We start from the raw sequence: 21815 nt of genomic DNA on the forward strand, positions 1-21815 counted from the left end.
GCCGCTCTTGGCCTCCCGCTCGGATGCAGGATCGCTCAGGCGACGATCGGTCGCCGGATTTCGCCTCAGGACGAATGAGAGATGGAAACGTTTTCCGTTGATTGGCTGCTGCTGGCCCAGACGACCGAGCCGGGCGTCTCCGCCTGGGGCGCGGCGCTCGACTCGCTTCGCGGATTCGCGACGATCGCGCTCGTGGCGCTGGTCCTGTTCGGCCTGCCGATTTTCGCCGCCCGGATCCTGACGCGGAAGGTCTTCCGCATGGGCGACGACTACACCTGGCGCGTCGCGCTGGTCCTGTCGACGCTGGTCTGCGCCATCGCCGTCATCTGGCCCACCGGCCTGATTCCCAAATCGGAGAACTGGCGCGGCTGGCCGCCGAAGCTCGGCATCGACCTCCAGGGCGGCGTGATCCTCGTCTACGAGATGGTCGAGGCGGATGGAACGGGACCCGACGCCGACGCCGCGGCCCGCGTCACGGTCGAGGACCTCGTCGAACCGCTTCGCCGGCGACTCGACCCGGGCGGCGTGAAGGAGATCGTCGTGCGGCCCTACGGCCAGCGGCAGATCGAAATCATCATCCCCGAAGTCGCCGAAGCCGAAGTCGAGCAGGTCAAACGCACCATCTCGACCGCCGGCCATCTGCAATTCCGCATCGTCGTCGACGCGATGCACGCGCAGGACGAACGGCACGTCAGCGCCGCGGTCGAGGAATCGAACCGCAAGCGGGATCTGATCACCGTCAGCGCCGGCGACGCGGAAGAACCGCTGGCCCAGTGGATGCGCATCGCCCGGGACGACCGGCCCGTTCGCATTCGCGAGATCGAAGTTCCCGATCCCAAGGACCCGACGAAGACGATCCGGATCTCCGAACTTCGCCCGCTGAAGTTCTACCCCAGCGGCGGCAACATCGTTCGCGACGCGGAGACGTTCGAGATCCTTAACGACCTCCCCTCGGTCGACTGGGACGAGAATAAGAACACCCATCAGTTCGAACGCGAACTGGCGCAGCGGGGCGTTCGCGAACTGGAAGTGCTGGTCCGGATGGACGACCGCCTGAACGTGGAAGGCGGCGACCTGGAATACGCGACCGTCGGCTTCGACGACCGGGGGGGCAACGCCGTTCACTTCAACATGACGACGAAGGGCGCCCGGAAGATGGCCGCCCTGACGAGCACGCATCTGCCGATCAGCGATCGCGACAAGTTCCAGATGGCGATCATCCTCGACGAGGAAGTGCTCAGCGCTCCGACGATCAACGACACGATCTCCGACCGGGGCATGATCAGCGGATCGTTCACCGACGAAGAGGTGTCGTTCCTGGTCCGCATCCTGCAAGGCGGGCGCCTCCCCGCGTCGCTGAACAAGTCGCCGATCAGCGAGAACCGCATCGATCCGCTGCTGGGTCAGGACACGATCAACCGCAGCATGATCTCCATGGCGCTCGCGCTGCTGGTGACGCTGCTGTTCATTCTGTTCTGGTACCGCGCTGCGGGTCTCATCGCAGGGTTCGCGCTGCTGATGAACCTGGCGCTGACGATGGGTCTGCTGATCCTGCTGTCGGTCGCGCTGTCCCTGCCGGGCGTCGCCGGTCTGGTGCTGTCGGTCGGCATGTCGGTCGACGCCAACGTGCTGATCTTCGAACGCATGCGGGAAGAGCGCCTGAAGGGGTCGAGCTTCCGCCTGGCGATCCGCAACGGGTTCAGCCGCGCGACCACGACGATCATCGACTCGAACCTCACGACGCTCATTACGGCGTTCGTGCTCTACTTCATCGGCACCGACCAGATTAAGGGTTTCGCGATCACCCTGATCCTCGGCATCGTCACCGGTATGTTCACCGCGATCTTCGTCGCCCGGCTGATCTTCGAGATCAGCGAGCGCCGCGGCTGGCTGAAGGACATCTACTCGTTCGGCGGAATTCAGAAGTACCTCGTCGAACGGAACTTCGACTTCGTCCGCCTGCAGGTCGTCTGCGCGATCGTCTCGGTCGTCCTGTGCGTGGCCGGCATCGGCGCCGCGATCGCTCGCGGGTCGGGCATCTTCGACATCGACTTCAACGGCGGCACGAGCGTCGTGATGCTCCTCGACGAGGGCAACGCGATGACGCAGGCCGAAGTGACCGAGAAGCTGGCCGAACGCTTCGACAAGGTCAGCGTCGACGGTTCGCAGCTCGCCTGGAGCGTCGTGAAAATCGGCGTCGCGACCGGCGACGCCGGCGAACGGGGCGACGTGAACAATCGGCTCTACAAGGTCGACTCGTCCTACCCGAGCGTGGAAGAGTTCCAGCAGGCGCTGGGCGAAGCGATGGTCGACGAAAACGGCCAGCCGCTGCTCGCGTCCTATTCGATGGCGTTCACGCCGCCGGAACAGTCGACCCGTCGCGTTCCGGTTCTCTCGGCCCCCGGCCAGGGAGCGAGCATCGAAGTCGACGCGACGGAAGACGCCGCAACCCTCGACTTCTCGCCCCCGGCGACTCCCGCGAACGAGACCCCGGCGGTTCCTCCCTCCGGCGACGAGGACGCGGTTCCTGCGCCCCCGGCAGGCGACGCACCCGCGGCGACCGAGCCTGCGCCGAGCGAGCCGGCCGATCCCGCGCCGAGCGAACCGGCTCCTTCTGAAGGAACCGAGCCGGAATCGGTCGAGGAAACGACGCCGCCTGCGGAGACGCCGGAGCCCGGCTCGTCCGTTCGACGTGACGCGAAGGCTTCGTACTTCGTGTCGACGCTGCTTCAGGAAGAGCAGCCGCCCGCCGACGCTCCCGCAGCCGAAGCTCCGGCGACCGACACGCCCGCCGCGGACGCTCCGGTCGAGGAAGCTCCTGCCGAACTGCCTGCCGCGGAGCCCGCTCCGCCGACGACTCCGGCTGGCGAAGAACCTGCCGCCGCCGCGACGGAGACGGCTGACGCTCCCGCCGCCGACGTTGCGGCAGAGACGCCGGCCGCGCCTGCGACGCGGGAAGTGACCGTTTCGACCTCCACGGTGACGCTCGCGAACCGCATCAGCGCGGGCGCTTTGACCGACCGGCTCGTCGCCGCCTCGGCGGAAACGGGTTCGCCGCTCAGCGCCAACGAGATCGACCTCGTGCCGATCGGAGAAGGCGCCGCGGACTGGAACGAGGAAAGCGACCTGCCCTTCAGCGAGTGGCAGGTGACGATCGAACGCGACTCGGCCCAGGCTCTGGCCGCGCTGCAGAACGCGGAACGATCGTTCGCGTCCGACTTCGTGTTCCCCTCGTCCAGCGAGATCGGCAGCCAGGTCGCCGGCAAGACGAAGACCATGGCGGCCTTCGCCATGCTCTTCAGCCTGATCGGCATCGTGCTCTACATCTGGTTCCGCTTCCACAAGGTCGCCTACGGCCTGGCGGCGGTCGTCGCGCTCGTGCACGACGTCCTGATCACGCTCGGCGCCGTGGCGGTCAGCTACTGGCTCGCCCGGTACGTCCCGGGGATGAACTACCTCGGCATCGAGGAGTTCAAGATCAGCCTGCCGGTCGTCGCGGCCTTCCTGACGCTGATGGGCTACTCGCTGAACGATACGATCGTGGTGTTCGACCGGATCCGCGAAGTCCGCGGCAAGTCGCCCCACCTGAACGCTTCGATGCTGAACCTGAGCATCAATTCGACGCTGAGCCGCACGCTGCTCACGTCGGCGACGACGTTCCTGTCGATCGTGATCCTGTTCTACCTGGGCGGCGAAGGAATCCACGCCTTCTCGTTCACGCTGATCATCGGCATCATCGTCGGAACGTACAGTTCGATCTTCGTCGCGTCGCCCATCCTCTACTGGATGAGCCAGCGGACCGAAGCGACGCCCGCGGGCGGCAAGAAGAAGGCCGTGCCGAAGACGACGTAAGTCGCTGACGACCGATCGGTCAGGAAATGCAAAGAGCGGAGGCGTCAGACGCCTCCGCTCTTTTCGTTACCGGAGGTCGCACTCAACGCAACGCATCGGCTAGCGGGGGACGGCAGTCCCCCGAGTCTGGCTAGCGGCTGGAAGGCCGCAGGCGTCGGCGCTGTCGCAACGGCTCCTGCTCGATCTTCGCTTCGCTAGATCGACGAACTCGGGGGACTGCCGTCCCCCGCTAGCCAGTTCAGTGCGCAGCGCCGGATACGCGTCGAAACGCTCTGCCTACGCGTTCGCCCAGATGATCAGCCCGCCGACGAGGGCGCCGAGCAGCAGCGCGGCGGCGATGCCGAGTTGCAGCCACTGACGCTCGATCCGCTTCTGGCGCTCTTCGCGCTCGATCGCGGCGCTGCGTCGCGATTCCAGGCTGTCCTTCTCCCGCAGCTCGAACAGCGTCTCGCAGACGGGGCAGACGACCGCCCGGTCGAGCTGCCACCGCGGGGCATGCAGCGCGTGCCCCTTGGGACAGGGAACGGTCAGCGTCTCGACCGTCTCGCCCGCTGCCTCGGCAGCTTCTTCCGCAAGAGTCTGCTCTTCCGAAACGAGAGCTCCGTCCGGCCCCGGCACGATCAGTCCCTCGCCGCACGCGGGACAGCGCGACGCCTTGCCCGCCTGCGCCTCTTCGGCCTCCAGGCGATGACCGCGGGGACACTCGAATCGGTAGGTCATCGACTTACCGCTCAATCGCGGCCCTGGTGCGTGTCGCACTCGCATAGTGCGTCCGAGGCGATCTGAATCGTTACGGAATCGGCGCTCAGGCCGCGACAGTTTCGCGAGACGCGATTTCGCAACGCAGTTCCGGACACGGAGGGCTGACTCCCTCCGCTCGCCGTCGGCCGATCGCTCGATGAACTCCGACTAACCAAGTTCTACAGCCGCGATTCGAGGATCCAGAAGAAGAGAATCGCGCCGAACAGGATGCCGAGCAGCGTCGCCAGGCAGTTGAGAAACGTCCACGCCATCGGGCGAAAACGTTCGTGCCGCGAACAGGCGTACGTCGCCGCGATCGCGGCGGTCATCGGCATCAGATAGAGCAGGTAATACATCGCGATTCGGCGAACGCGGGAGAAGCCGGACGAGCGGGCTGAGCGGAAACTAGGAACCGGGGGAGCCGGCGCTCGCCGGCCCGCTTCCGCCGGACTCGTCGGGCTTCGGATCGTCTTCCTCGCGGCGCTTCTCCGGCAGCGGACCGGCGAAGGCGTCGTAGATCACATAGACGTTGATCAGGCCGGCGATGACCGTGAACAGCGTTCCCAGGTTGAAGTCGCCTTTCGGGTCGGCGATCCATTCGCCCAGACGCTTCTTGTATTCGTGGGAAGAGAGGGGTTCGCCCTGAAGGTCGTAACCCTCGCTCGACCATTCAAGCAGGACCTCTCCGTCGGGCGGCGCCTGAAAGCCGCCCAGGATCGGCGCCTGGCCCTTCGAGACGAACGAGTACTGCACCGCCGCGGGCAGCGCCACGCCGCCGGCGAGCAACTGCGGGACGTACCAGAGCCGGACGTCTTCGGAACGAAACGAGGCGTAGACCGCCCGTCCGTTCGACAGGTACATCCCGTAGAAGAACGTCCCGAGGACGGTCACCAGAAAGACCGTCCCCTTGGCGAAGCGTCGCTGGTAGAGCTGTCCTGCGCCGGGGATGAACCAGGAAAGGGCCGCCGCGAGCCAGGGGTTGCGCAGATCGACCTCGATCGTCTCGGCGCCGTCTTCGATCTTGACGATGGTCCCCATGGCCTTCCCGGCGCCTGCTTCCCCTGCGATCCGCCCGACGGACAGACCGTCTCGAAGCGACTGATTGTACCCCAGCGCCCGCGGGCGGCGGTAGATCGCCGAACGGCTCTCCCGAGCCGGGTGCCATGGCTGGCTTGCCTAGCCGTGCGTTAGGAAGCGGCGGTCAACGCCTCGCTCCGCCGGCGATCTTGGGGAGCGCTTCGAATCGGGCGAATCGACCGAACGTTCCGACCGCATTCACGGCTGGGCAAGCCAGCCGTGGCACACAGGAATCAGCGGGTTCAGTCCGATCCTTTACGATCGAGGAGGTGGGCCGAGGTCCGCTTTCTAAGCGGGCAGCGTGACTCCCCCGAGGCTTCGCGCGATAACCAAGTCGGACTCGGGGGGTCATACCCCCCGCTCAGGAACTCTGGTTGGGTCACTTCCCTGCGAAATACCCCGAGCGCTTCATCCAGGCGGCGGCGGCGGCGGGCCAGGCATGGACCGGGTCGTCGCTCTCGCGTAGGCCGTATCCGTGACCGCCTGCAGAGTAGACGTGCAGCTCGGCGCCGACGCCGGCCTTCTTCAGGGCGCGAAACGCCTGGACGCTGCTGTCGGCGGTGACGCCGTCGTCGATCGCATGGACGAAGAAGCAGGGGGGCGTCTTGTCGTCGATCTTGACGTCCGACCGCAGTTCGCCCTTCTCGTCGGTCAGATAGGCCGGATAGATCAACAGGGCGAAGTCAGGCCGGCAGGAGAGCTTGTCCGCTTCGTCGGTCCCTTCGTAGGCCGGGGAATCGCCGCTGGTCGTCGCGAACATGGCCAGATTGCCGCCTGCGGAGAAACCGAGCACGCCGATGCGGGCCGGGTCGATCTTCCACTCCTCGGCATGCTGGCGCGTCAGCCGGATCGCGCGCTGGGCGTCGGCGAGCGGAGCCAGATGCGGTTCCTGTCCGGGGCGCCGCGGGACGCGGTACTTCAGCACGACGCAGGTCGTCCCCTCGGCGTTGAACCGTTCGGCGACCTCGGTTCCTTCCAGGTCCCAGGCGAGGATGTTGTAGCCGCCGCCCGGGCAGATCACGATCGCCGAGCCGTTCGCCTTGTCCGCAGGCGCAGGAAAGACCTCGATCGTCGGATCGGTCACGTTCTGAATGCGACGGACCTGCCGCTGCCCCGGTTGCTCGGGCTGATCCCCTTCGGGACCGAACTCGCCCGTCTCGTGCGGCGGATCGCCTTCCCAGAGTTTAAGCACCGTCCGTTCGGCAGCCGAAGCGAAGGAACCCGAGACGAGCGTCGTCGCCAGGACGATCGCGAGGAGCGAACGCCCGCAGAAAAGAAGCGAGCGCGAAACGAAACCGAGCGACATGACCAGAAACTCCGGCGGGAGGGAAACGCGAAGAGGTTCGCCCATTGTGCGTTCGCGGGCGCGCGGTCGCAAATAGGCGGACGAACGTCGCTCTGGATTAGAATCGACGACTCTCCTCCTGTCGTAGCGAGGGCGCCTGGCCTGACAGGAACTGTGTACCCGCTTCGATGGCAGGCGAGGCGCCTGCCCTGCAAGACTATTCGATCGCCGCTTTTCTCACGAGACTCTTATGTTCGCTCGATCGCTCGTCGCCGCCTCGATCTTCTTTCTCCTGACGCTTGCCGCATCGACCTTCGCCCAGGAAGAGGCCCGCACCTGGATCGATTCGACCGGCACGTTCAAGGTGACCGCCAAGCTGATCGCCGTCGTGGAGGGCGTCGCGAAGCTTCAGAAAGAGGACGGAACGACGGTCGACGTTCCGCTCGCCAAGCTCAGCAGCGCCGATCGCCGGATCGTGGCCCGCTGGAAGAAAGAGGCCGACGAAGCGAAGAATCCGCCGTCCGACATGCCTGCCTCGGACGCGACCGCTCCGGCGGCGAAGCCGGGCGAGTGGCCGACCTGGCGAGGTCCGAATCGGGATGGGCTAAGCCCGGAGACGGGCCTGCTGTCCGAGTGGCCGGCGGAGGGACCTCCCCTGCTCTGGACGGCGACCGGCATCGGAACGGGTTACGGCAGCGTCGCGGTCGCGAACGGCAAGATCTACGTCGGCGGTCGGGAGAACGGCGAGGAATCGCTGCACGCCCTCGACGTCGCGAACGGCAATCTGCTCTGGTCGACGCGGCTCGGCCCCGGCTCGCGGGAGAAGGGGACGAACGCCACGCCGACCGTCCACGACGGGCGGGTCTTCGCGATGTCGTTCGAAGGCGATCTGGTCGCGGCGGACGCTTCGACCGGCGACGAGATCTGGCGGAAGAGTTTCACGCGCGACTTCGGCGGACGGATGATGTCGGGCTGGGGCTATAGCGAATCGCCCCTGGCGGACGGCGACCGATTGATCTGCACCCCGGGCGGCGACCGGGCGATGATGGTCGCCCTCGATCAGGCGACCGGCGCTCCGTTGTGGGCGACGCCCATGCCGCCGGGAGGAACGCGAGGCAAGGACGGCGCGGGCTACTCCTCCATCGTCATCAGTAACGCCGGCGGAGTGAAGCAGTACGTGCAACTGGTCGGTCGCGGCGTCATCGGCGTCTCCGCCGCGGGCAAGCTGCTGTGGGGTTACGACGGCGTCGCCAACGGCACGGCCAACGTCCCCACGCCGATCGTCTCCGGCGACTACGTCTTCTGTTCGAGCGGCTACGACGACGGCGGCTCGGCCCTGCTGCAGATCGGTCGCGGCGGCGTTCGCCCCGTCTACACCAAGCGACCGAACGAGGTGCAGAACCATCACGGCGGCATGATCCTGCTCGAAGGCAAGATCTACATGGGCCATGGCCACAACAACGGCCTGCCGATGTGCCTGGACATGCTGAGCGGACGCATCCTGTGGGGTCCCGAACGGGGCGCCGGCAGAGAATCCGCGGCGCTCGCCTACGCCGACGGCCATCTCTACTTCCGCTACCAGGACGGAACCATGGCGCTCGTCGCAGCGACGCCTCAGGGCTATCAGCTCAAGGGCTCGTTCCGCGAATCCGTCCGCGACCAGGCCTGGCCCCAGCCGGTCATCGCCGGAAAGAAGCTTTACCTGCGAGATCAGGACACGCTGCGGTGTTACGACATCGCGGCGAAGTAGACGCATGCGGACGCGCATGTACGACAACCTCTTCCTGATAGTCATCGGAGCGGTATCCTCGTGTGCCCTCCTCTTCCTCGTCGTCGGCAGCGGGCTTGTTTTCGTCGGGGCGCCGATCCTCCGACGAAAGCGTACGCGATCGATCCGATTGCGAGATTATCCCGCATGGGAGAACTGGCTTGCGAGCCACTATCCGAAGGCGACGAACGACGAAGCCGAGATCATTCGCCGCGTCGTCGGCGCTATCGCGGGCGACGCACGAGTCGAACTGGCGCAACTGCTTCCCCACGATCGGCTGTCCGGCTTCGTGCTGCCCTCGAGTTGGGAGTGCTTCATCGGCCTGGACGGCGAGTCCGACCTCTCTCTCGAAATGGAAGCGCTTCTCGACGAGTACGCAGTCGATGCAGATGACCGCAGTCCGCGTCCCGACGAACAAGCGGAGACCGTGGGCGACGCGATCGACTTCATCCTGACACGAACGTGCCTCCCTTCTCGTAGGTCAGGCATTGCCTGACGACGCGGAGAAGTCGCGTGGCACGACGATGCCAGGCAGTGGGAGTTACGGATCAAGAGCGAACGCGAACCGGCTCGAACTCAGGATCCGGTGCACCGGAATAGCCGTCAATGCCTCACCTACGAACGCCGTGTGCCACTGCTGGCTTGCCCAGCAGTGCAGAGCCCCGGCAAGCGTGCTGCTATCTCCGTTCATTCGTCACAAGATAGACCGCCCATTCGTGTCGATCGAAGAAGATGGAGCCCCCGCCTCCGCCCCCTGCACTGCTGGGCAAGCCAGCAGTGGCACACCCAGAGATCGCCGCCAATTCTCCAACGATTGATGACCGCACTGCCCAACCTCTTCGCTGCCCTGCCCTCTTCCTCGCCGGAAGAACTCTTCGCGACGCTGCTCGAAGCGCCGGGGCTGCGGATCGCGCGGATCGTCTCGTACGGACAGGCGTCGCCGGAAGGGTTCTGGTACGACCAGCCGGAGGGGGAGTGGGTGGCCTTGCTGTCGGGTTCAGCGACGCTGCGGTTCGAGGACCGCAGCGTGGAGTTGCAGCCGGGCGACTGGCTCGACATCCCGGCCCATACGCGGCATCGGGTCGACGCGACGGCGTCCGACCAGCCGACTGTCTGGCTGGCGGTGCACTACGCGACGGGATCATAAGCAGCGGCGCCGCCGTGACGGACCGCCGACCCTACTCCGCGATCGCCTGACGCGGCACGGCCTGATAGGGATCGGCGTGCTCGGTATCGCCGCCCTTGGCCTTCGTGCCGGGCATGATTTCGAAACGCGGATCGAAATCGACCATCGTCGCGGCGAGCTTCTTCAGCACGCCGACGTCGCCCTGGACCTTCGCCGTTCCGTCCGCGATCTGCGCTTCGAGCGTCTTCTCCCCCGTCATCGTCCGTTCCAGTTCGGAGCGGTCGATGGTGAGCGTCAGGTCGGGATCCTCCGCCTGGAAGCTCGGGATGTTGGTGAGCGTCGCGTTCTCCATTTCGATCAGGAACTTCTCGCCGTTGTCCGGGGTGACGAGGTTGATCGTGAAGCGCAGGCCCTCGGCTTTACGGCTGTCCATGCGGATGCCGAGAAAGTTGAGGAACAGTTCCGTCGACATCGCGCGGATCACGTCCGGGCTGCTCGAATCGGCGGTCTCTCCCTGAGGGATTCCGGATCGCAGTTCGTACGCCGCGGCGAGGAAGCTGTTCCGCAGGCCGACGTTCTCCTGCTGGTAGCCGACCTGTTCGAACGCGTCGGCGAGCAGGTCCTTGGCCTCCTGATTCTGCGGATCGGCCTGCACCAGCTTGTCGAGGATCTCCTGCGCGAGCAGGTACTTGCCCTCGTCGAGCAGTTCGCGCCCGCGGACGAGAATCTTCTCCGCCCCGCCCATCATCTCCACGAACAAAGTCGCCGACTCGTGCTGCGGCGCCGGGATGAGGTTGACCGGGTTGCCGTCCCAGTACCCCAGGAAGCGCTGGACGACTCCGCGGCTGTTGTTCTCCGCGGAGCCGTGATAGCCGCGGCAATGCCACTGCGCCAGAAGGCTTTTGGGCATCCGGTAGACGTTGTGCATCTCGTTGATCGTCACGCCCTGGTTGGCCAGATGGAGCGTCTGGTTATTCATGTGGGCGTACAGGTCACGTTGGGCGCGGAGAATCTCCTGAATTCGTGCATTGCCCCAGCGGGGCCAGTGATGCGACGCGAACATGACCTCCGCTTCGACGCCGAAGCGATGCAGCGCCTCGGCGATGTACTTGGACCAGTTCAGCGGATCGCGGACCGGGGCGCCTCGCAGCGTGTAGATGTTGTGCAGCGTCGCGGTGACGTTCTCCGCGATCCAGAGCGCCTTCCTGTCCGGGAAGTAGGTGTTCATCTCCCGGGGCGCTTCGGTGTTCGGCGTGTTCTGAAAGATCATCCGGACGCCGTCGACCTCGAACTCCTCGATCGCCTCGGTGACGTACCGGTTCGGCGCGAGCAGGCCCGTCGCCCCGGCCGAAACGCCCTTGCCCAGCGCCATATCGACGAATCCGTGAGGACTGGCCGGCAGCAGCAGTCCGTACTGATAAAAGAGCCGGCGGTTCATCGCGTTGCCGGCGTAAACGTTCTCGGAGATCGTGTGTTCCATGAACTGGGCGGGCGCGATCACGGCGACCTTGCCCGACCGCACGTCCTCTTCGTTCACGATGCCGCGCACGCCGCCCCAGTGGTCGCCGTGCGTGTGCGAGTAAATCACGGCGGTGACCGGCAGTCCCTCGCCGACGTGCTCCTGCAGCAGGTTCCAGGCGGCCCGGGCCGGTTCCGCGGAAATCAGCGGATCGAACACGATCCATCCAGTCTTGCCGCGCACGAAGGTGATGTTGGAGAGATCGAACCCCCGCACCTGGTAGATACCCGGGATGACCTCGTACAGGCCGTAGTTGTTGTTCAGAACGGCCTGTCGGAGCAGCGAAGGGTGGATGCTGTCGAAGTCGGCCTGCTGCGTCAGGAACTGAAAGCGCTCCATGTCCCAGGCGACGTGGCCGGCGTCCGCGGGGATCTGCATTTCCTTCATCGGAGCGACGAGGCCTCGCTTCTGCTCCTCGAAATCGCGCCGGTCGGCGAAGGGGAGACCGACCTTCGCCTTCTTGAGCGCGTCGATCGTGAACTTCGACGGCGCCTTCCCCTTGGGGTGGAAATGCCCTTCCAGCGGGGCCGGGCCCTGAGCGCGTGCCGGGCCTTCGCCGAAGGTCAGATGACCGGCGACGGCGAACGCGGCGCCCAGCGCGGGAAGGGACTGCACGAACTGACGTCGAGTCGCCATGGGATAGCTTTTTCGAGAAGAAGAGCCTGGTCGCGAAAAGACAGGTCTTGCGGTAGCCGCGTCGGGCCCCAGAGCGTCGGGACAGAAGCGACCCGCCTCGCAATCCAGAGCATTGACGGAGCCTAACGTGCGACTACAGACTTTACCTAGTTAATTTCCGGCGCCCCTTTCGGGCAATCTGCACGTTCGTGAGCGTGAGGCCGTGCTCGGCTCGGCACATCGTGAGGGACACGGCCCGGATCTGGCGAAGGATCGACTTTTTCGATCAGGCGTTGCGACCCCTGACCGGCCGACCGTCTGGCTGGCGGTGCGTTACGAGGAGTCGCGATGAGTAAGCGTCCCCCTCCGCCGATCGAAGCGATCGAAGTTTCGCCGAAGCGAGGCGTGCGCGATATCTCTCGACTCGCAGGCTGCGCGATCCTGATTCTTTCTATCGCCGCCTACGCTGCCTCGTGGGGAGCGACTTGGGATTGGCGATTGGATCTGGCGACGCACTTCCCCGTCCATCTGGCGATCGCTTCCCTCGTGGCGACACTTCTACTTCTGGCAGGTCGGGCATACCGTTCTGCCGGGACCGCGGTCCTCTTCTGTGTCCTGCAGATCGCCGTCGTCGGCTGGCGCGTCTGGTGGGGCCCCGCGTCGATTGAGGAGGGCCCGCTCTACCAGGCCGTCACCGCGAATCTGTCGGCGTCGAATTCGGATCGCGACGGGACGATTGCCTACCTGCAAGAGAGCGAATGCGACTTTATCGCTCTGCAGGAGTTAACGCCGGAATGGAGGGATGCGTTGCGGACGCTCGGGGCGGAATACCCTCACTCGGCGCTCTATCCGCGCGCCGGCGCCTTCGGCATCGGACTGGTCAGTCGAAGGCCGATCCTCTCGCAGAGGCTCCTCTTCTTCGCGCACGATCGGTTCCCTTCGATCGAGGCGAAGATGAAGTTCGAGAACGGCGAAGCGACGATCATCGTCACGCACCCGCCGCCTCCGGTGGGATCCGAACTGGCCGCGTTTCGCGATGCGCATCTCGCCGCGCTGGCGGAGTATGTCCGAACGATCGAGGGGCCGACCCTCGTCGTCGGCGATCTGAACGTCACTCCCTGGTCGCCTCGCTTTCACGACTTGCTCGAAGAGAGCGGGCTCAACGACGGACGCCTGGGACACGGGGTGCAAGCGACCTGGCCGGCGAGTCTGGGGCCTCTCGGCATTCCGATCGACCATGTCCTGGCAACGTCGGATATTGGCATAGCGGAACTCGCCGCCGGCCCGAGGTTAGGCTCTGACCATCGCCCCGTCCGATTCGCGTTTCGACTTGCTCCTGCCGGGGCGAAGCCTTAGGCGTCGAGAGATGACCGGACGTCCGATCGAATCGCTGCGGAACCTGGGGCCTGCGAGCGCCGCGTGGCTGCGCGACGCGGGCGTCGAGACCGTGGAGGATCTCGCGCGATTCGGCCCGGTCGTCGCCTACCGACGGGTGAATCGGCACGAAGCGAAGGCCAATCTCAACCTGTTGTGGGCGCTCGCCGCGGGCCTTCGCGATCTCGACTGGCGGGAACTCTCCGCCGAGAGCAAGGTCGCGCTCAAGGCCGAACTCGACGCGCTCGACGAGCCGTGAGAGCCGCCGCGTCGGATTGACTCCGGCTGCCCGCCCGCTACTCTCAGGCGTGGGGCATTGCATCGGAGTTCGTCATGCGCTCATTCAGGCGCCGCTCGTCACGTCTCGTTTTCGCTCTTCTTCTCCCCTGCTCGCTGATCGCACCCGCCTTCGCGGCCGCGCAGGAAGTTCAGCCGCCAGGGACGCAAGCTCCGCCGACTCAGCCTGCCGCGGAGGGCGAAGCCAAGGAACCGCAGCGTCCGAAGTTCGTCATCGAGGACGAACCGCGGACGGTCGATCCCGCGCAGTTCGTGCCCGCGAAGCTGGCGGCGAAGGCGACGGTCACCTTCGAGGAAGCGTCGCTCCGCGAGGCGATCGACTGGCTCAACGCCCAGGGAATCGTCACGCTGGCCGACGCTCAGGGATTGACCGAGGCGTCGATCACGCTCGACGCGGCGGTGGACGATCGGCTGGTCGACGACCCGATCTACTTCCTGCTCGACCGGCTCGGGTCGCTCGGCCTCGACTGGTACGTCGAGGACGACATCCTGCACATCACCAGCCGGTCGCGTGCGGAAGAACGGATGACGACGCGGTCGCACAACGTGGGCGACCTGTACGACGCGGGCTACGACCCCAGCACGCTGACCGATCTGATCAGCAGTACGATCGATCAGGAATCATGGCCCGGTTTCGGCGGCACGGGGAACGCCAGCCTCCGCAGCCTGGGCGACGTGCTGTTCGTGTCGCAGAACGAACGGAACCAGCGTCAGATCCTCGGCCTGCTCGCGGCCCTGCGCAAGCATGGCCGCATGACCTACATCGCCGAGCCGCCGCAACACGAACGATTGCGCACGGTTCTGAACGAGAAGCTCGTGACGTCGGACTTCCGCGGCGCCCGTCTGGAACAGGCGATCCGCGACCTGGCGACCCAGGCGGAGGTCAGCATCCGCCTCGACGAAGCGGGCCTGGAACAGTCTGCGGTGAGCGAGCGAACGCCGGTCACGCTGTCGCTGAAGGAGACCCGGCTTTCCACCACGCTGGGCGCCCTGCTCTCGCAACTTGACCTGGACTGGACGCTCCGCGGCGGAGCGATCGTGGTCACCAGCGAAGAATCTGCTGGACGGGAAACCAACGTCGCCGTGTTCGACGTCCGGGATCTGGCGATCGACGGGGGCGAAGCGAACTCGCTGATCGACGCGATCACCAGCACGCTCGATCCCGAATCGTGGCCTGAATTCGGCGGCACGGGCAACGCCGCGATTCGCATGCCGCTGCCCGGGACGCTCGTGATCAGTCAGAGCGAGCGAAACCTCGCAGCGGTCGCCGAACTGCTCTCGCAGTACCGTGAAGCGATCGATAAGTCGAAGCAAAGGAAGCCCGACGGCGAGCTGGATCCGAACGAGATCCTGACCGTTTACTACCGCATGCCGAAGGTGACGGCGCAGGATCTCTTGCCGGGGCTGCGCCTGCTCGTCGAACCGGGCACATGGAAGACGCCGGACGACGACACGCTTCCGGGCCAGATCGTCGAGATCGCCTCTTCGCCCGACACGACTGCGGGAATGAGCGAGGCGCTCGCCGCGCGCTCGACGCTGATCGTCACCCACACGAGGGCGACGCACGAGAAGATCGAGGCGACGATCCGGCGGATTCTGAACGGCGACGGCTCGCCGCAGGCATTCGGCGGCATGGGAGGAGGCGGTATGGGCGGCGGCCTGGGGGGCTTCGACGGAGGTTTTCCTTCCGACGCGGAGTCCGGCCTTCCCGCGCCGGGCGGAGGAGGCTTCGGCGGCGGGTTCGGCGGCTTCTGAGCGATCTTCGACGCTGCTCTTTACGCGACGCGTCGCAGGGCCGACGCGGCGCTGCCGCTGAAGAGGAAGTTGTTGCAGTAGCCGGGCCGCTTGTAGGCGTCGTCGCTGTCGCAGACCTGGTGGATCGCGGGGTCGAACAGTTCGAGCGGCAGACGGATGCCCGTCGCCGAATCGAGGTACTCGCCGACGTAGCCGAGTTCGCGCAGGAAATCGAACACGGGTCGCACGTCGCCGTCGTCGCGCAGGCGGCCTTCGCATTCGAACAGAATCGTGGGACGCCACGTGCGGAGCGTCCGCTCGGCGCCCTGAAACACGGCCAGTTCGTGCCCCTCGGCGTCGACCTTCATGAAGTCGACGCGGGAGATTCCGGAGTCGTACAGGTAGGCGTCCAGCGTCGTGACCGGCACGTCGAACGACGTATTGCAGCGACCCCGATCCTCCGCATGCTTGCGGCCCAGCCGGGCGCCGGGCGAGGTGCGACCGGCGACCGTCGGAATGTGCAGGGGCAGCACGCCGGCCCGATCCGACAGGGCGAGGTTCTCGACCGTGACGTTCTTCCAGCCGGACTGCTTCGCGACGCGGCTGAGGTATTCGGAAAGCTGGGGCTGGGGCTCGAAGGCGAGCACGCGTCCTGCCGGACCCGCCGCGCGGCGAAGCCAGTAGAGATAGGCCCCCTTATGAGCGCCGACGTCGATGACCGTGGCGCCGGGTCGGATCGACTCGACCGCGGAGGCGATTTCCGCCCGATCGCGAGCCAGCCGATACTTCCACGCCCGGTGCCGGTATTGCAGCAGTTCCCACATCGCTTCCGCCCCCCCTCGCGAATGGTCCGTCGCGCCGCGCGGCGACGCGGTTCGGGTGTAGCGAAACCGAGCCGTTCGCGCCAAGAACGATCCGGAAGGGAGGGGGCGAGGAAAGAGTCCCCTCGAAATGCGGATGGCGCGACCCCGGCGACGGATCCGTGTGCCATGGCTGGCTTGCCCAGCCGTGCAGCGCCCTTCGTTCGGCTCGGCTATTTCCGTGAGCTTCCGGGGCCCTGCTCCGTCAAGAAACTCGGAATCCGATGGCGATGCCGACCGTCGCTTCCGGCACGGCTGGGCAAGCCAGCCGCGACACACGGCCCATTTCGATGTCGCAGGAATACCCCGGAGTCTGGCGTAACAGAACTCCGAAAACTCCGCTTCGCCGGGCAGACGAGTTTCTGATCTCGCGGAACGAGAAGCCTTCGCCATGCTCCGACTGCTGCAAACTCCCGGCGCCGTGACGTCGTTCACCCTGCTGGTCACCGTGACGGGCGGATTTCTGCTGTCGGACCCCGATCGCGATCAGAAGCCGCACTTCGTCTCGTCGCCCGCGCCGATCGTCCGCACCCCGACCCGCGAGTGGGTTCTGGAGCAGGACTTCTACTTCGTCGACGCGGCAGGCAAGCGCTGGCACGCGCCGCAGGGGACGCTGACCGACGGCGCCTCGATTCCGCAGGCGTTCCTCTCGATCACCGGTTCGCCGACGGATGACGCCTTTCTCGATGCGGCGCTCGTGCATGACGCCTACTGCGACACGCGGAACGCGAATGGCCTCTCGTACCAGCGCGAGACCTGGGAGGCGGTCCACGCGATGTTCTACGACGCCCTGCTCGCCGGCGGAACGACGCCCGCGACGGCGAAGATCATGTACGCCGCCGTCTGGCTGGGGGGACCGCGCTGGGGCGATCCGGCGAGATCGCTGGAGAACGTGCCCGAGGCGTCGCTCCTCCGCGAGTACCGCAAGTGCGTCGCCTGGGTCGAGAAGAACGATCCGACCCGCGAAGAGATCGACGCCTGGATGAAGCAGCGCGAAGCCGAACTGCTGGCCGAGATCGGCAAGGAGAGCTGACGAGCGTCATCGTAGGTCGGGCGACCATCGTCGAAGACGGCGAACGGAGCGGTATCTACAATGAGGAATTCCCTGCCTGGTTCGATTCTCGATCGAGCGCAAGCGGACGATGCCCGCGATCGCGACAACCATGAAACACGTCGTCACGCTTCTCGCCGCGATGGCCCTCGCGCCGCTGGTCGCTCTGCACGCTGACGATCCGGCAGCGTCGCCGTCCAAACTTAACGTCCTGCTCATCATGGCGGACGATCTGCGGGACTTCGGCGGGGCGTTCACGCAGGAAGTCGTGAAGACGCCGAACCTCGACCGGCTGCGGGCTCGCGGCACCGCCTTCGAGCGAGCCTACGTGCAGTATCCGGTCTGCAACCCGAGCCGATGCAGCATGATGACCGGCCTCCGGGCCGAGCAGACGGGAATCGTCGGCAACGACGTCCCTTTGCGGGACAAGCTGCCCGATATCGTCACGCTGCCGCAGCTCTGCAAGGACGCCGGATGGCAGTCGCATGCGTTCGGAAAGCTCTATCACCTCGGCGGCGGGAAGGATGCGGAAGCCAGACAGCGCTGGATGGACGCGGGCCGCTCCTGGCATACGGCTCAGTCCTTCGACGCGACGCCCAACGGTCGCAGGATGCTCGACGGTCGCGACGTCACGGACGGCGTCCTGAAATGGTGCCGCTGGGGCGCCGCGGACGGCGCCGACGACGATCAGCCGGACGGCCAGATCGCCGCAGCCACCGTGGCGATGATCGAGCAGCTCGGCGACGAGCCCTGGTTCATCGGCTGCGGTTTCATGAAGCCGCATGATCCCTTCATCGCGCCGAAGAAGTACTTCGATCTCTATCCGATCGACTCGCTGGAGCCGTGGCGCGATCCCGCTGACATGACGCCCGTGCGTAGAGAACACCTAAGCTCGGGCGACTACGCCAAGGCCTTCGGAAAGTTCACGGAACGGGACTGGCGCGAACTCTTCCGCGCGTACTGCGCAGGAACGAGCTTCATGGATGCGCAACTGGGCCGCGTGCTCGATGCGCTCGATGAACAGCGACTCTGGGAGAAGACGATCGTCATCTTCGTCGGCGATCACGGCTACCACACCGGCGAGCGGCAGTGGTGGAATAAGAACACGCTGTTCGAGCGCAGTTGCCGGGCGCCGCTCATCATCGCCGCGCCGGGCATGCCGGGAGGTCAGACGACGCGCTCGCTCGCGGAGTTCGTCGATCTCTATCCCACCGTCGCCGACTTCTGCGGTCTGAACATGCCGCACCCCGCCGCGGGCGCCAGTTTGCGTCCCGTTCTGGCCGATCCCGCCGCCCGTATCAAAGACGCGGCCTTCACGCTGGTCGTTCGCAATCCGAAACTGCACGCTCAGAGCATCCGCACCGACCGCTGGCGCTTCACGCGGTGGAGCGACGGCCAGACCGAACTCTTCGACCACGACTCCGACCCCGAAGAGTTGCACGACGTCTCCGCGGAGCATGCTGACCTGATCGCCGAACTGATCGCCCGGCTTGAGAAGCTCCCCCCGCTTGATGCGAAACCGTGATGCACGGTTTCGTCCTTTCGCTGACGACGGCCCGTTCCGATAGCGGGGCGAAAACAGGGCGTCAGGGACTTCGCGGGCGTCACTTCTTCGACGAGGTCTTCTTCTCCTTGCTCGGCACGAGGCCCGACAGCGACAACTCGAAGTAGCCGCACGCGGGCCGGCTGTGGGCGCTGGATCGCTTGATCTCCTTGGGAACGTTCATCGTGAGGAACGTCTTCAGGTCGTCGCTGGCGAGCCGCTTCACGAAGTCCTCGATCTTGTAGTCCGCCGGGATCTCCAGCCGGTTACGGTTCTGCATCGGGATCGCGGTCGTCGACCAGAGCGTCTCGCCCAGGTAGTCGAGTTCCAGTTCCATCTCCATCACGAAGAACGCGTAGATCGTCACCCCTTCCACGACCTTGCCGCCCGGGCCGCCGCCGAGGCTGCCACCCGGCCCGGAGCCGAAGCCGGACCCGGCGCCGAAGTCAGGACCGTTCGCGAACGACGGCGGACGCGGAAGATCCGGCGGGCGCGGGAGGTCCGGAAAGCCGGGCGGACGCCCTGTTCCTCCGAACCCGGGCGGACGCGGAAAACCGTCGAAGCCGCCGCCGAACCGTCCGAAGCTGCCGGGCGGTCCGTGGAGATCGTCCCAGGTGCGATCCCGAACGTGAAACCACGGAAGGATCGTCAGCTCGTCCTGCTCCCAGGCGCTGGCGACGAGCGCCATCGTGGCGTTCTCGTCGATTTCGTGCCCTGCCTTCCCCACGCTCTCCTCGAGGTGGGCCTTCACCTTGGCGTGATCCTCGTTCTCCGGCAGGAGCTTCACGTCGATGCGGATCGGTTGATTGGGCGGAAGGATGTATCCCTTCGGCTCGGGCCCCATCGCGGCGATCTTCTCGTCGGCGTTCGAGGGCCGGGGATTCTCCGGATGCATCATCCGCGTCTTCTTCGTCTTCTCCTCGAAGACGAACCACGCCCGGTCGCCCGCGCCGCCGGAGGGACCGATCGAACCCTTGATCTGAAAGATCCGAACGCCCGTCGCCGTGTCGAGCATCCGGTCGCCGTCGAACAGGCTCCGCGAGTCGCCGAAGAACATCGGCCCGCTGCGGGTCGAGCCGTCGATCTCCACGAGACGCGTCATATCGGCGAGGTTCCAGATGCCGCCGTTCTGGGCGCGGACGGCGACCTTCGTGCCGTCGGGACTGAAGGCGATCGCCCGCGGACCGTTCAGATCCGACAGGCAGCCGACCGGCGTCAGGTTCGCGACGTCGACGAAGTGAACGGTCGAGCCCATCGCGAAGGCGACGATGCGACCGTCCTCGCTCTGCCGCACGGCGGCGTCAGGAGCAAGCTGCTCGTACGCGAGAGCCTCCCCCGTCGTGAGCGACCAGACGACGAAGCGTCCCGTATCGGAGAGCGTCGCCAGTCGATCGCCCTGGAAGAAGGCGGCCCAGACCGTCTGCTCGAATCCTTGCGTCGGGTCGTACGGCTTGATCATTAGGAGCCCTTCGCAGCCCCCCTCGCTCAACCGCAGGATGCCCAGGAACGCGCCGCTCGAGCCGCGGGCGGCGAGATCTCTCACGACGACGCGGCGGCCTACGCCGTCCCACCCGATCGGCGTCGCGCCTGCGGGCAGATCGACCGGATCGTCGGCACGGCCCGAAGCCAGATCGATCCGCATGACGCGCGTGCTGACCGGGGCTTGCGGAGGCTCGTACCACAGGCCGAGCATTCCGGAAGACGACTGACCGTCGAGCCAGAGCCCCCCCAGCCGCTCGAACGCTTGGCCGCTCTTCAGGGCGAACGATCGCTGGTAAACCGGAGCGAGCGCAACGACAGGGGAGAGCGAAACCGACAGCGGGCGATTCCCCGACGAGAGCGTCAGCTTCGGCACGTCCGACCAGACGACCTGCGGGGCGGAGATTCCGCCGAGCCCGGCTGTTCCCGTCGATGACGGGGCAGGCGCAGACATAACTGGCGCTGACGGACTCGGCGCTGCTCCATTGCGACCGAAGCCTGCCGACGGACGAGTTGGGCGACCGGTCGCGAGAGCGGACGATTTCGGGCGAAACGGATTCGACGCGTCGTACGTGCGGACGTACGCCTGATCGCCGGCGCTCAGACGTTCCAGCGGCAGCGAGACGGTCAAGCCGTCTTCCTTCGCCAGCCGGACCGTGCCGTCGTCGAACCCGACGATCTTCGCCCGGACGGAGAAGGTTCCCGTCGAATCGGTCCAGGTGCGGACGATCTCCGCGGCGAACAGCCCTTCCCCGCCCGCGACGCTTCCGAGAGCGAACGCCAGCAGAACTACGCTCGCGACCTTGCGAGTAAACGCCATGAAACGCCCGACCGGACTAAAGGAATAACCAGTGCACGTGCGATCAAGTCTGGGTTCCTCGTCGCCGCGGGTCAAGCGAGAAGCTGCGGGGGCGTGCGGAGTAGCCGACGCACTCGTCCCGATTACGACGAAAGCCCGTCGAGAGACTCGACGGGCTTCGGGGTATGCCGCCTCGAAGAACCAGAGAGGCAGGGTCGGATCGGGGAGAAGAGCGGAGGCTTACTTCTTCGCCGACGTGACTTCGAACTTCAGGTCGCTCTTGCCTTCCGCGCCGACGGCTTCCTGGAACGGGGAAGCGGGGCCGGAGAACTTGGCGTCGACGGCGTTGACCATCATTTTGGAACTCGCATCCATCGGATTGGACCCGCCCTCTTTATCCCAAACGACGTCGATGACGTTGAGACCGATATAGGCTTCGCCGGAGAACGCGCCGTTCGTCACCGGGAGTTCCTTCGGCGGCTGGCCCGCGACGTTGAAGCGGACCGCGCCGCCCTGCATCGGCTTGCCGTCGAGATTGACCGTCCCGCTCACTTTCGCGGCCGCAGGCGGAGGCGCATTCTGTTCCTCGCAACCGACGAAGAAGCAAAGCGCGAGCGCCAGGAACATCGCGCACGAAGACCGCACCATCGAGAAAACTCCTTTCGATCGACGACGGTCAGGTCGGGGATCGAGCG

Annotated in this window: 17 protein-coding genes; 9 read left to right on the forward strand and 8 right to left on the reverse strand. The window is 65.9% G+C overall.

Annotated elements, in window-relative coordinates:
• Window positions 1-81: 81 nt before the first annotated feature.
• Window positions 82-3852 carry a protein translocase subunit SecD gene (gene secD / locus SH602x_RS23485; RefSeq protein WP_479474583.1) on the forward strand — a complete coding sequence of 1257 codons (3771 nt, stop codon included), beginning with the start codon at window positions 82-84 and terminating at the stop codon, window positions 3850-3852.
• Window positions 3853-4128: 276 nt separating this feature from the next.
• Here the strand turns inward: secD and SH602x_RS23490 are convergent, their stop codons facing one another.
• The 4 genes from SH602x_RS23490 to SH602x_RS23505 all read right to left on the reverse strand — a co-directional run bounded on the left by SH602x_RS23490 (window position 4129) and on the right by SH602x_RS23505 (window position 6976).
• Window positions 4129-4572: a hypothetical protein gene (locus tag SH602x_RS23490; RefSeq protein WP_479474584.1), complete on the reverse strand. Its 444-nt coding sequence runs from the start codon at window positions 4570-4572 to the stop codon at window positions 4129-4131.
• A gap of 200 nt (window positions 4573-4772) precedes the next feature.
• A complete protein-coding gene (locus SH602x_RS23495; protein ID WP_479470691.1) occupies window positions 4773-4949 on the reverse strand; it encodes a hypothetical protein in 177 nt (58 codons plus the stop codon).
• A 49-nt stretch (window positions 4950-4998) separates the two neighbouring features.
• Window positions 4999-5631, reverse strand: coding sequence for a DUF6677 family protein (locus tag SH602x_RS23500; protein ID WP_479474585.1), 633 nt, complete (start codon window positions 5629-5631; stop codon window positions 4999-5001).
• 418 nt (window positions 5632-6049) lie between these two features.
• Complete coding sequence (locus tag SH602x_RS23505) at window positions 6050-6976, reverse strand: alpha/beta hydrolase (RefSeq protein ID WP_479474586.1); 927 nt, start codon at window positions 6974-6976, stop codon at window positions 6050-6052.
• 229 nt (window positions 6977-7205) lie between these two features.
• Between SH602x_RS23505 and SH602x_RS23510 the strand changes: the two genes are divergently transcribed.
• From SH602x_RS23510 to SH602x_RS23520, 3 genes are all read left to right on the forward strand, one after another.
• The gene (locus SH602x_RS23510) at window positions 7206-8705 is read left to right on the forward strand and encodes an outer membrane protein assembly factor BamB family protein (RefSeq protein WP_479474587.1); all 1500 of its coding nucleotides are present in this window, start codon (window positions 7206-7208) and stop codon (window positions 8703-8705) included.
• A 4-nt stretch (window positions 8706-8709) separates the two neighbouring features.
• The gene (locus tag SH602x_RS23515) at window positions 8710-9219 is read left to right on the forward strand and encodes a hypothetical protein (RefSeq protein WP_479474588.1); all 510 of its coding nucleotides are present in this window, start codon (window positions 8710-8712) and stop codon (window positions 9217-9219) included.
• 321 nt (window positions 9220-9540) lie between these two features.
• The gene (locus SH602x_RS23520; RefSeq protein ID WP_479474589.1) at window positions 9541-9870 is read left to right on the forward strand and encodes a cupin domain-containing protein; all 330 of its coding nucleotides are present in this window, start codon (window positions 9541-9543) and stop codon (window positions 9868-9870) included.
• 31 nt (window positions 9871-9901) lie between these two features.
• On the opposite strand, the gene SH602x_RS23525 is transcribed toward SH602x_RS23520, so the two are convergent.
• Window positions 9902-12004, reverse strand: coding sequence for an alkyl/aryl-sulfatase (locus tag SH602x_RS23525; protein ID WP_479474590.1), 2103 nt, complete (start codon window positions 12002-12004; stop codon window positions 9902-9904).
• 327 nt (window positions 12005-12331) lie between these two features.
• Here SH602x_RS23525 and SH602x_RS23530 point away from each other — a divergent pair, with 327 nt between their 5' ends.
• The 3 genes from SH602x_RS23530 (at window position 12332) to SH602x_RS23540 (ending at window position 15409) form a co-directional block, all read left to right on the forward strand.
• Complete coding sequence (locus SH602x_RS23530; protein WP_479474591.1) at window positions 12332-13339, forward strand: endonuclease/exonuclease/phosphatase family protein; 1008 nt, start codon at window positions 12332-12334, stop codon at window positions 13337-13339.
• Window positions 13340-13349: 10 nt separating this feature from the next.
• Complete coding sequence (locus tag SH602x_RS23535; RefSeq protein WP_479474592.1) at window positions 13350-13616, forward strand: TfoX/Sxy family DNA transformation protein; 267 nt, start codon at window positions 13350-13352, stop codon at window positions 13614-13616.
• 74 nt (window positions 13617-13690) lie between these two features.
• On the forward strand, window positions 13691-15409 hold the full coding sequence (locus SH602x_RS23540; protein WP_479474593.1) for a hypothetical protein: 1719 nt from the start codon (window positions 13691-13693) through the stop codon (window positions 15407-15409).
• Window positions 15410-15429: 20 nt separating this feature from the next.
• On the opposite strand, the gene SH602x_RS23545 is transcribed toward SH602x_RS23540, so the two are convergent.
• Window positions 15430-16296 carry an FkbM family methyltransferase gene (locus SH602x_RS23545; RefSeq protein WP_479474594.1) on the reverse strand — a complete coding sequence of 289 codons (867 nt, stop codon included), beginning with the start codon at window positions 16294-16296 and terminating at the stop codon, window positions 15430-15432.
• Window positions 16297-16639: 343 nt separating this feature from the next.
• Between SH602x_RS23545 and SH602x_RS23550 the strand changes: the two genes are divergently transcribed.
• Together SH602x_RS23550 and SH602x_RS23555 are read left to right on the forward strand one after the other, a co-directional pair.
• Window positions 16640-17281, forward strand: a complete 642-nt coding sequence (locus tag SH602x_RS23550) for a DUF1353 domain-containing protein (RefSeq protein WP_479474595.1) — start codon at window positions 16640-16642, stop codon at window positions 17279-17281.
• Between the two features lie 130 nt (window positions 17282-17411).
• On the forward strand, window positions 17412-18824 hold the full coding sequence (locus SH602x_RS23555; protein ID WP_479474596.1) for a sulfatase: 1413 nt from the start codon (window positions 17412-17414) through the stop codon (window positions 18822-18824).
• Between the two features lie 79 nt (window positions 18825-18903).
• Here the strand turns inward: SH602x_RS23555 and SH602x_RS23560 are convergent, their stop codons facing one another.
• Window positions 18904-21141 carry an SHD1 domain-containing protein gene (locus tag SH602x_RS23560; RefSeq protein WP_479474597.1) on the reverse strand — a complete coding sequence of 746 codons (2238 nt, stop codon included), beginning with the start codon at window positions 21139-21141 and terminating at the stop codon, window positions 18904-18906.
• Window positions 21142-21360: 219 nt separating this feature from the next.
• On the reverse strand, window positions 21361-21768 hold the full coding sequence (locus SH602x_RS23565) for a hypothetical protein (RefSeq protein WP_479474598.1): 408 nt from the start codon (window positions 21766-21768) through the stop codon (window positions 21361-21363).
• Window positions 21769-21815: the final 47 nt, after the last annotated feature.

The organism is Lignipirellula cremea (assembly GCF_056501455.1).

Bases quoted from the DNA above. Each gene is read 5' to 3' on its own strand.
- secD (WP_479474583.1), top strand. From the start codon at position 82: ATGGAAACGTTTTCCGTTGATTGGCTGCTGCTGGCCCAGACGACCGAG.
- SH602x_RS23490 (WP_479474584.1), bottom strand. From the start codon at position 4,572: ATGACCTACCGATTCGAGTGTCCCCGCGGTCATCGCCTGGAGGCCGAA.
- SH602x_RS23495 (WP_479470691.1), bottom strand. From the start codon at position 4,949: ATGTATTACCTGCTCTATCTGATGCCGATGACCGCCGCGATCGCGGCG.
- SH602x_RS23500 (WP_479474585.1), bottom strand. From the start codon at position 5,631: ATGGGGACCATCGTCAAGATCGAAGACGGCGCCGAGACGATCGAGGTC.
- SH602x_RS23505 (WP_479474586.1), bottom strand. From the start codon at position 6,976: ATGTCGCTCGGTTTCGTTTCGCGCTCGCTTCTTTTCTGCGGGCGTTCG.
- SH602x_RS23510 (WP_479474587.1), top strand. From the start codon at position 7,206: ATGTTCGCTCGATCGCTCGTCGCCGCCTCGATCTTCTTTCTCCTGACG.
- SH602x_RS23515 (WP_479474588.1), top strand. From the start codon at position 8,710: ATGCGGACGCGCATGTACGACAACCTCTTCCTGATAGTCATCGGAGCG.
- SH602x_RS23520 (WP_479474589.1), top strand. From the start codon at position 9,541: ATGACCGCACTGCCCAACCTCTTCGCTGCCCTGCCCTCTTCCTCGCCG.
- SH602x_RS23525 (WP_479474590.1), bottom strand. From the start codon at position 12,004: ATGGCGACTCGACGTCAGTTCGTGCAGTCCCTTCCCGCGCTGGGCGCC.
- SH602x_RS23530 (WP_479474591.1), top strand. From the start codon at position 12,332: ATGAGTAAGCGTCCCCCTCCGCCGATCGAAGCGATCGAAGTTTCGCCG.
- SH602x_RS23535 (WP_479474592.1), top strand. From the start codon at position 13,350: ATGACCGGACGTCCGATCGAATCGCTGCGGAACCTGGGGCCTGCGAGC.
- SH602x_RS23540 (WP_479474593.1), top strand. From the start codon at position 13,691: ATGCGCTCATTCAGGCGCCGCTCGTCACGTCTCGTTTTCGCTCTTCTT.
- SH602x_RS23550 (WP_479474595.1), top strand. From the start codon at position 16,640: ATGCTCCGACTGCTGCAAACTCCCGGCGCCGTGACGTCGTTCACCCTG.
- SH602x_RS23555 (WP_479474596.1), top strand. From the start codon at position 17,412: ATGAAACACGTCGTCACGCTTCTCGCCGCGATGGCCCTCGCGCCGCTG.
- SH602x_RS23560 (WP_479474597.1), bottom strand. From the start codon at position 21,141: ATGGCGTTTACTCGCAAGGTCGCGAGCGTAGTTCTGCTGGCGTTCGCT.
- SH602x_RS23565 (WP_479474598.1), bottom strand. From the start codon at position 21,768: ATGGTGCGGTCTTCGTGCGCGATGTTCCTGGCGCTCGCGCTTTGCTTC.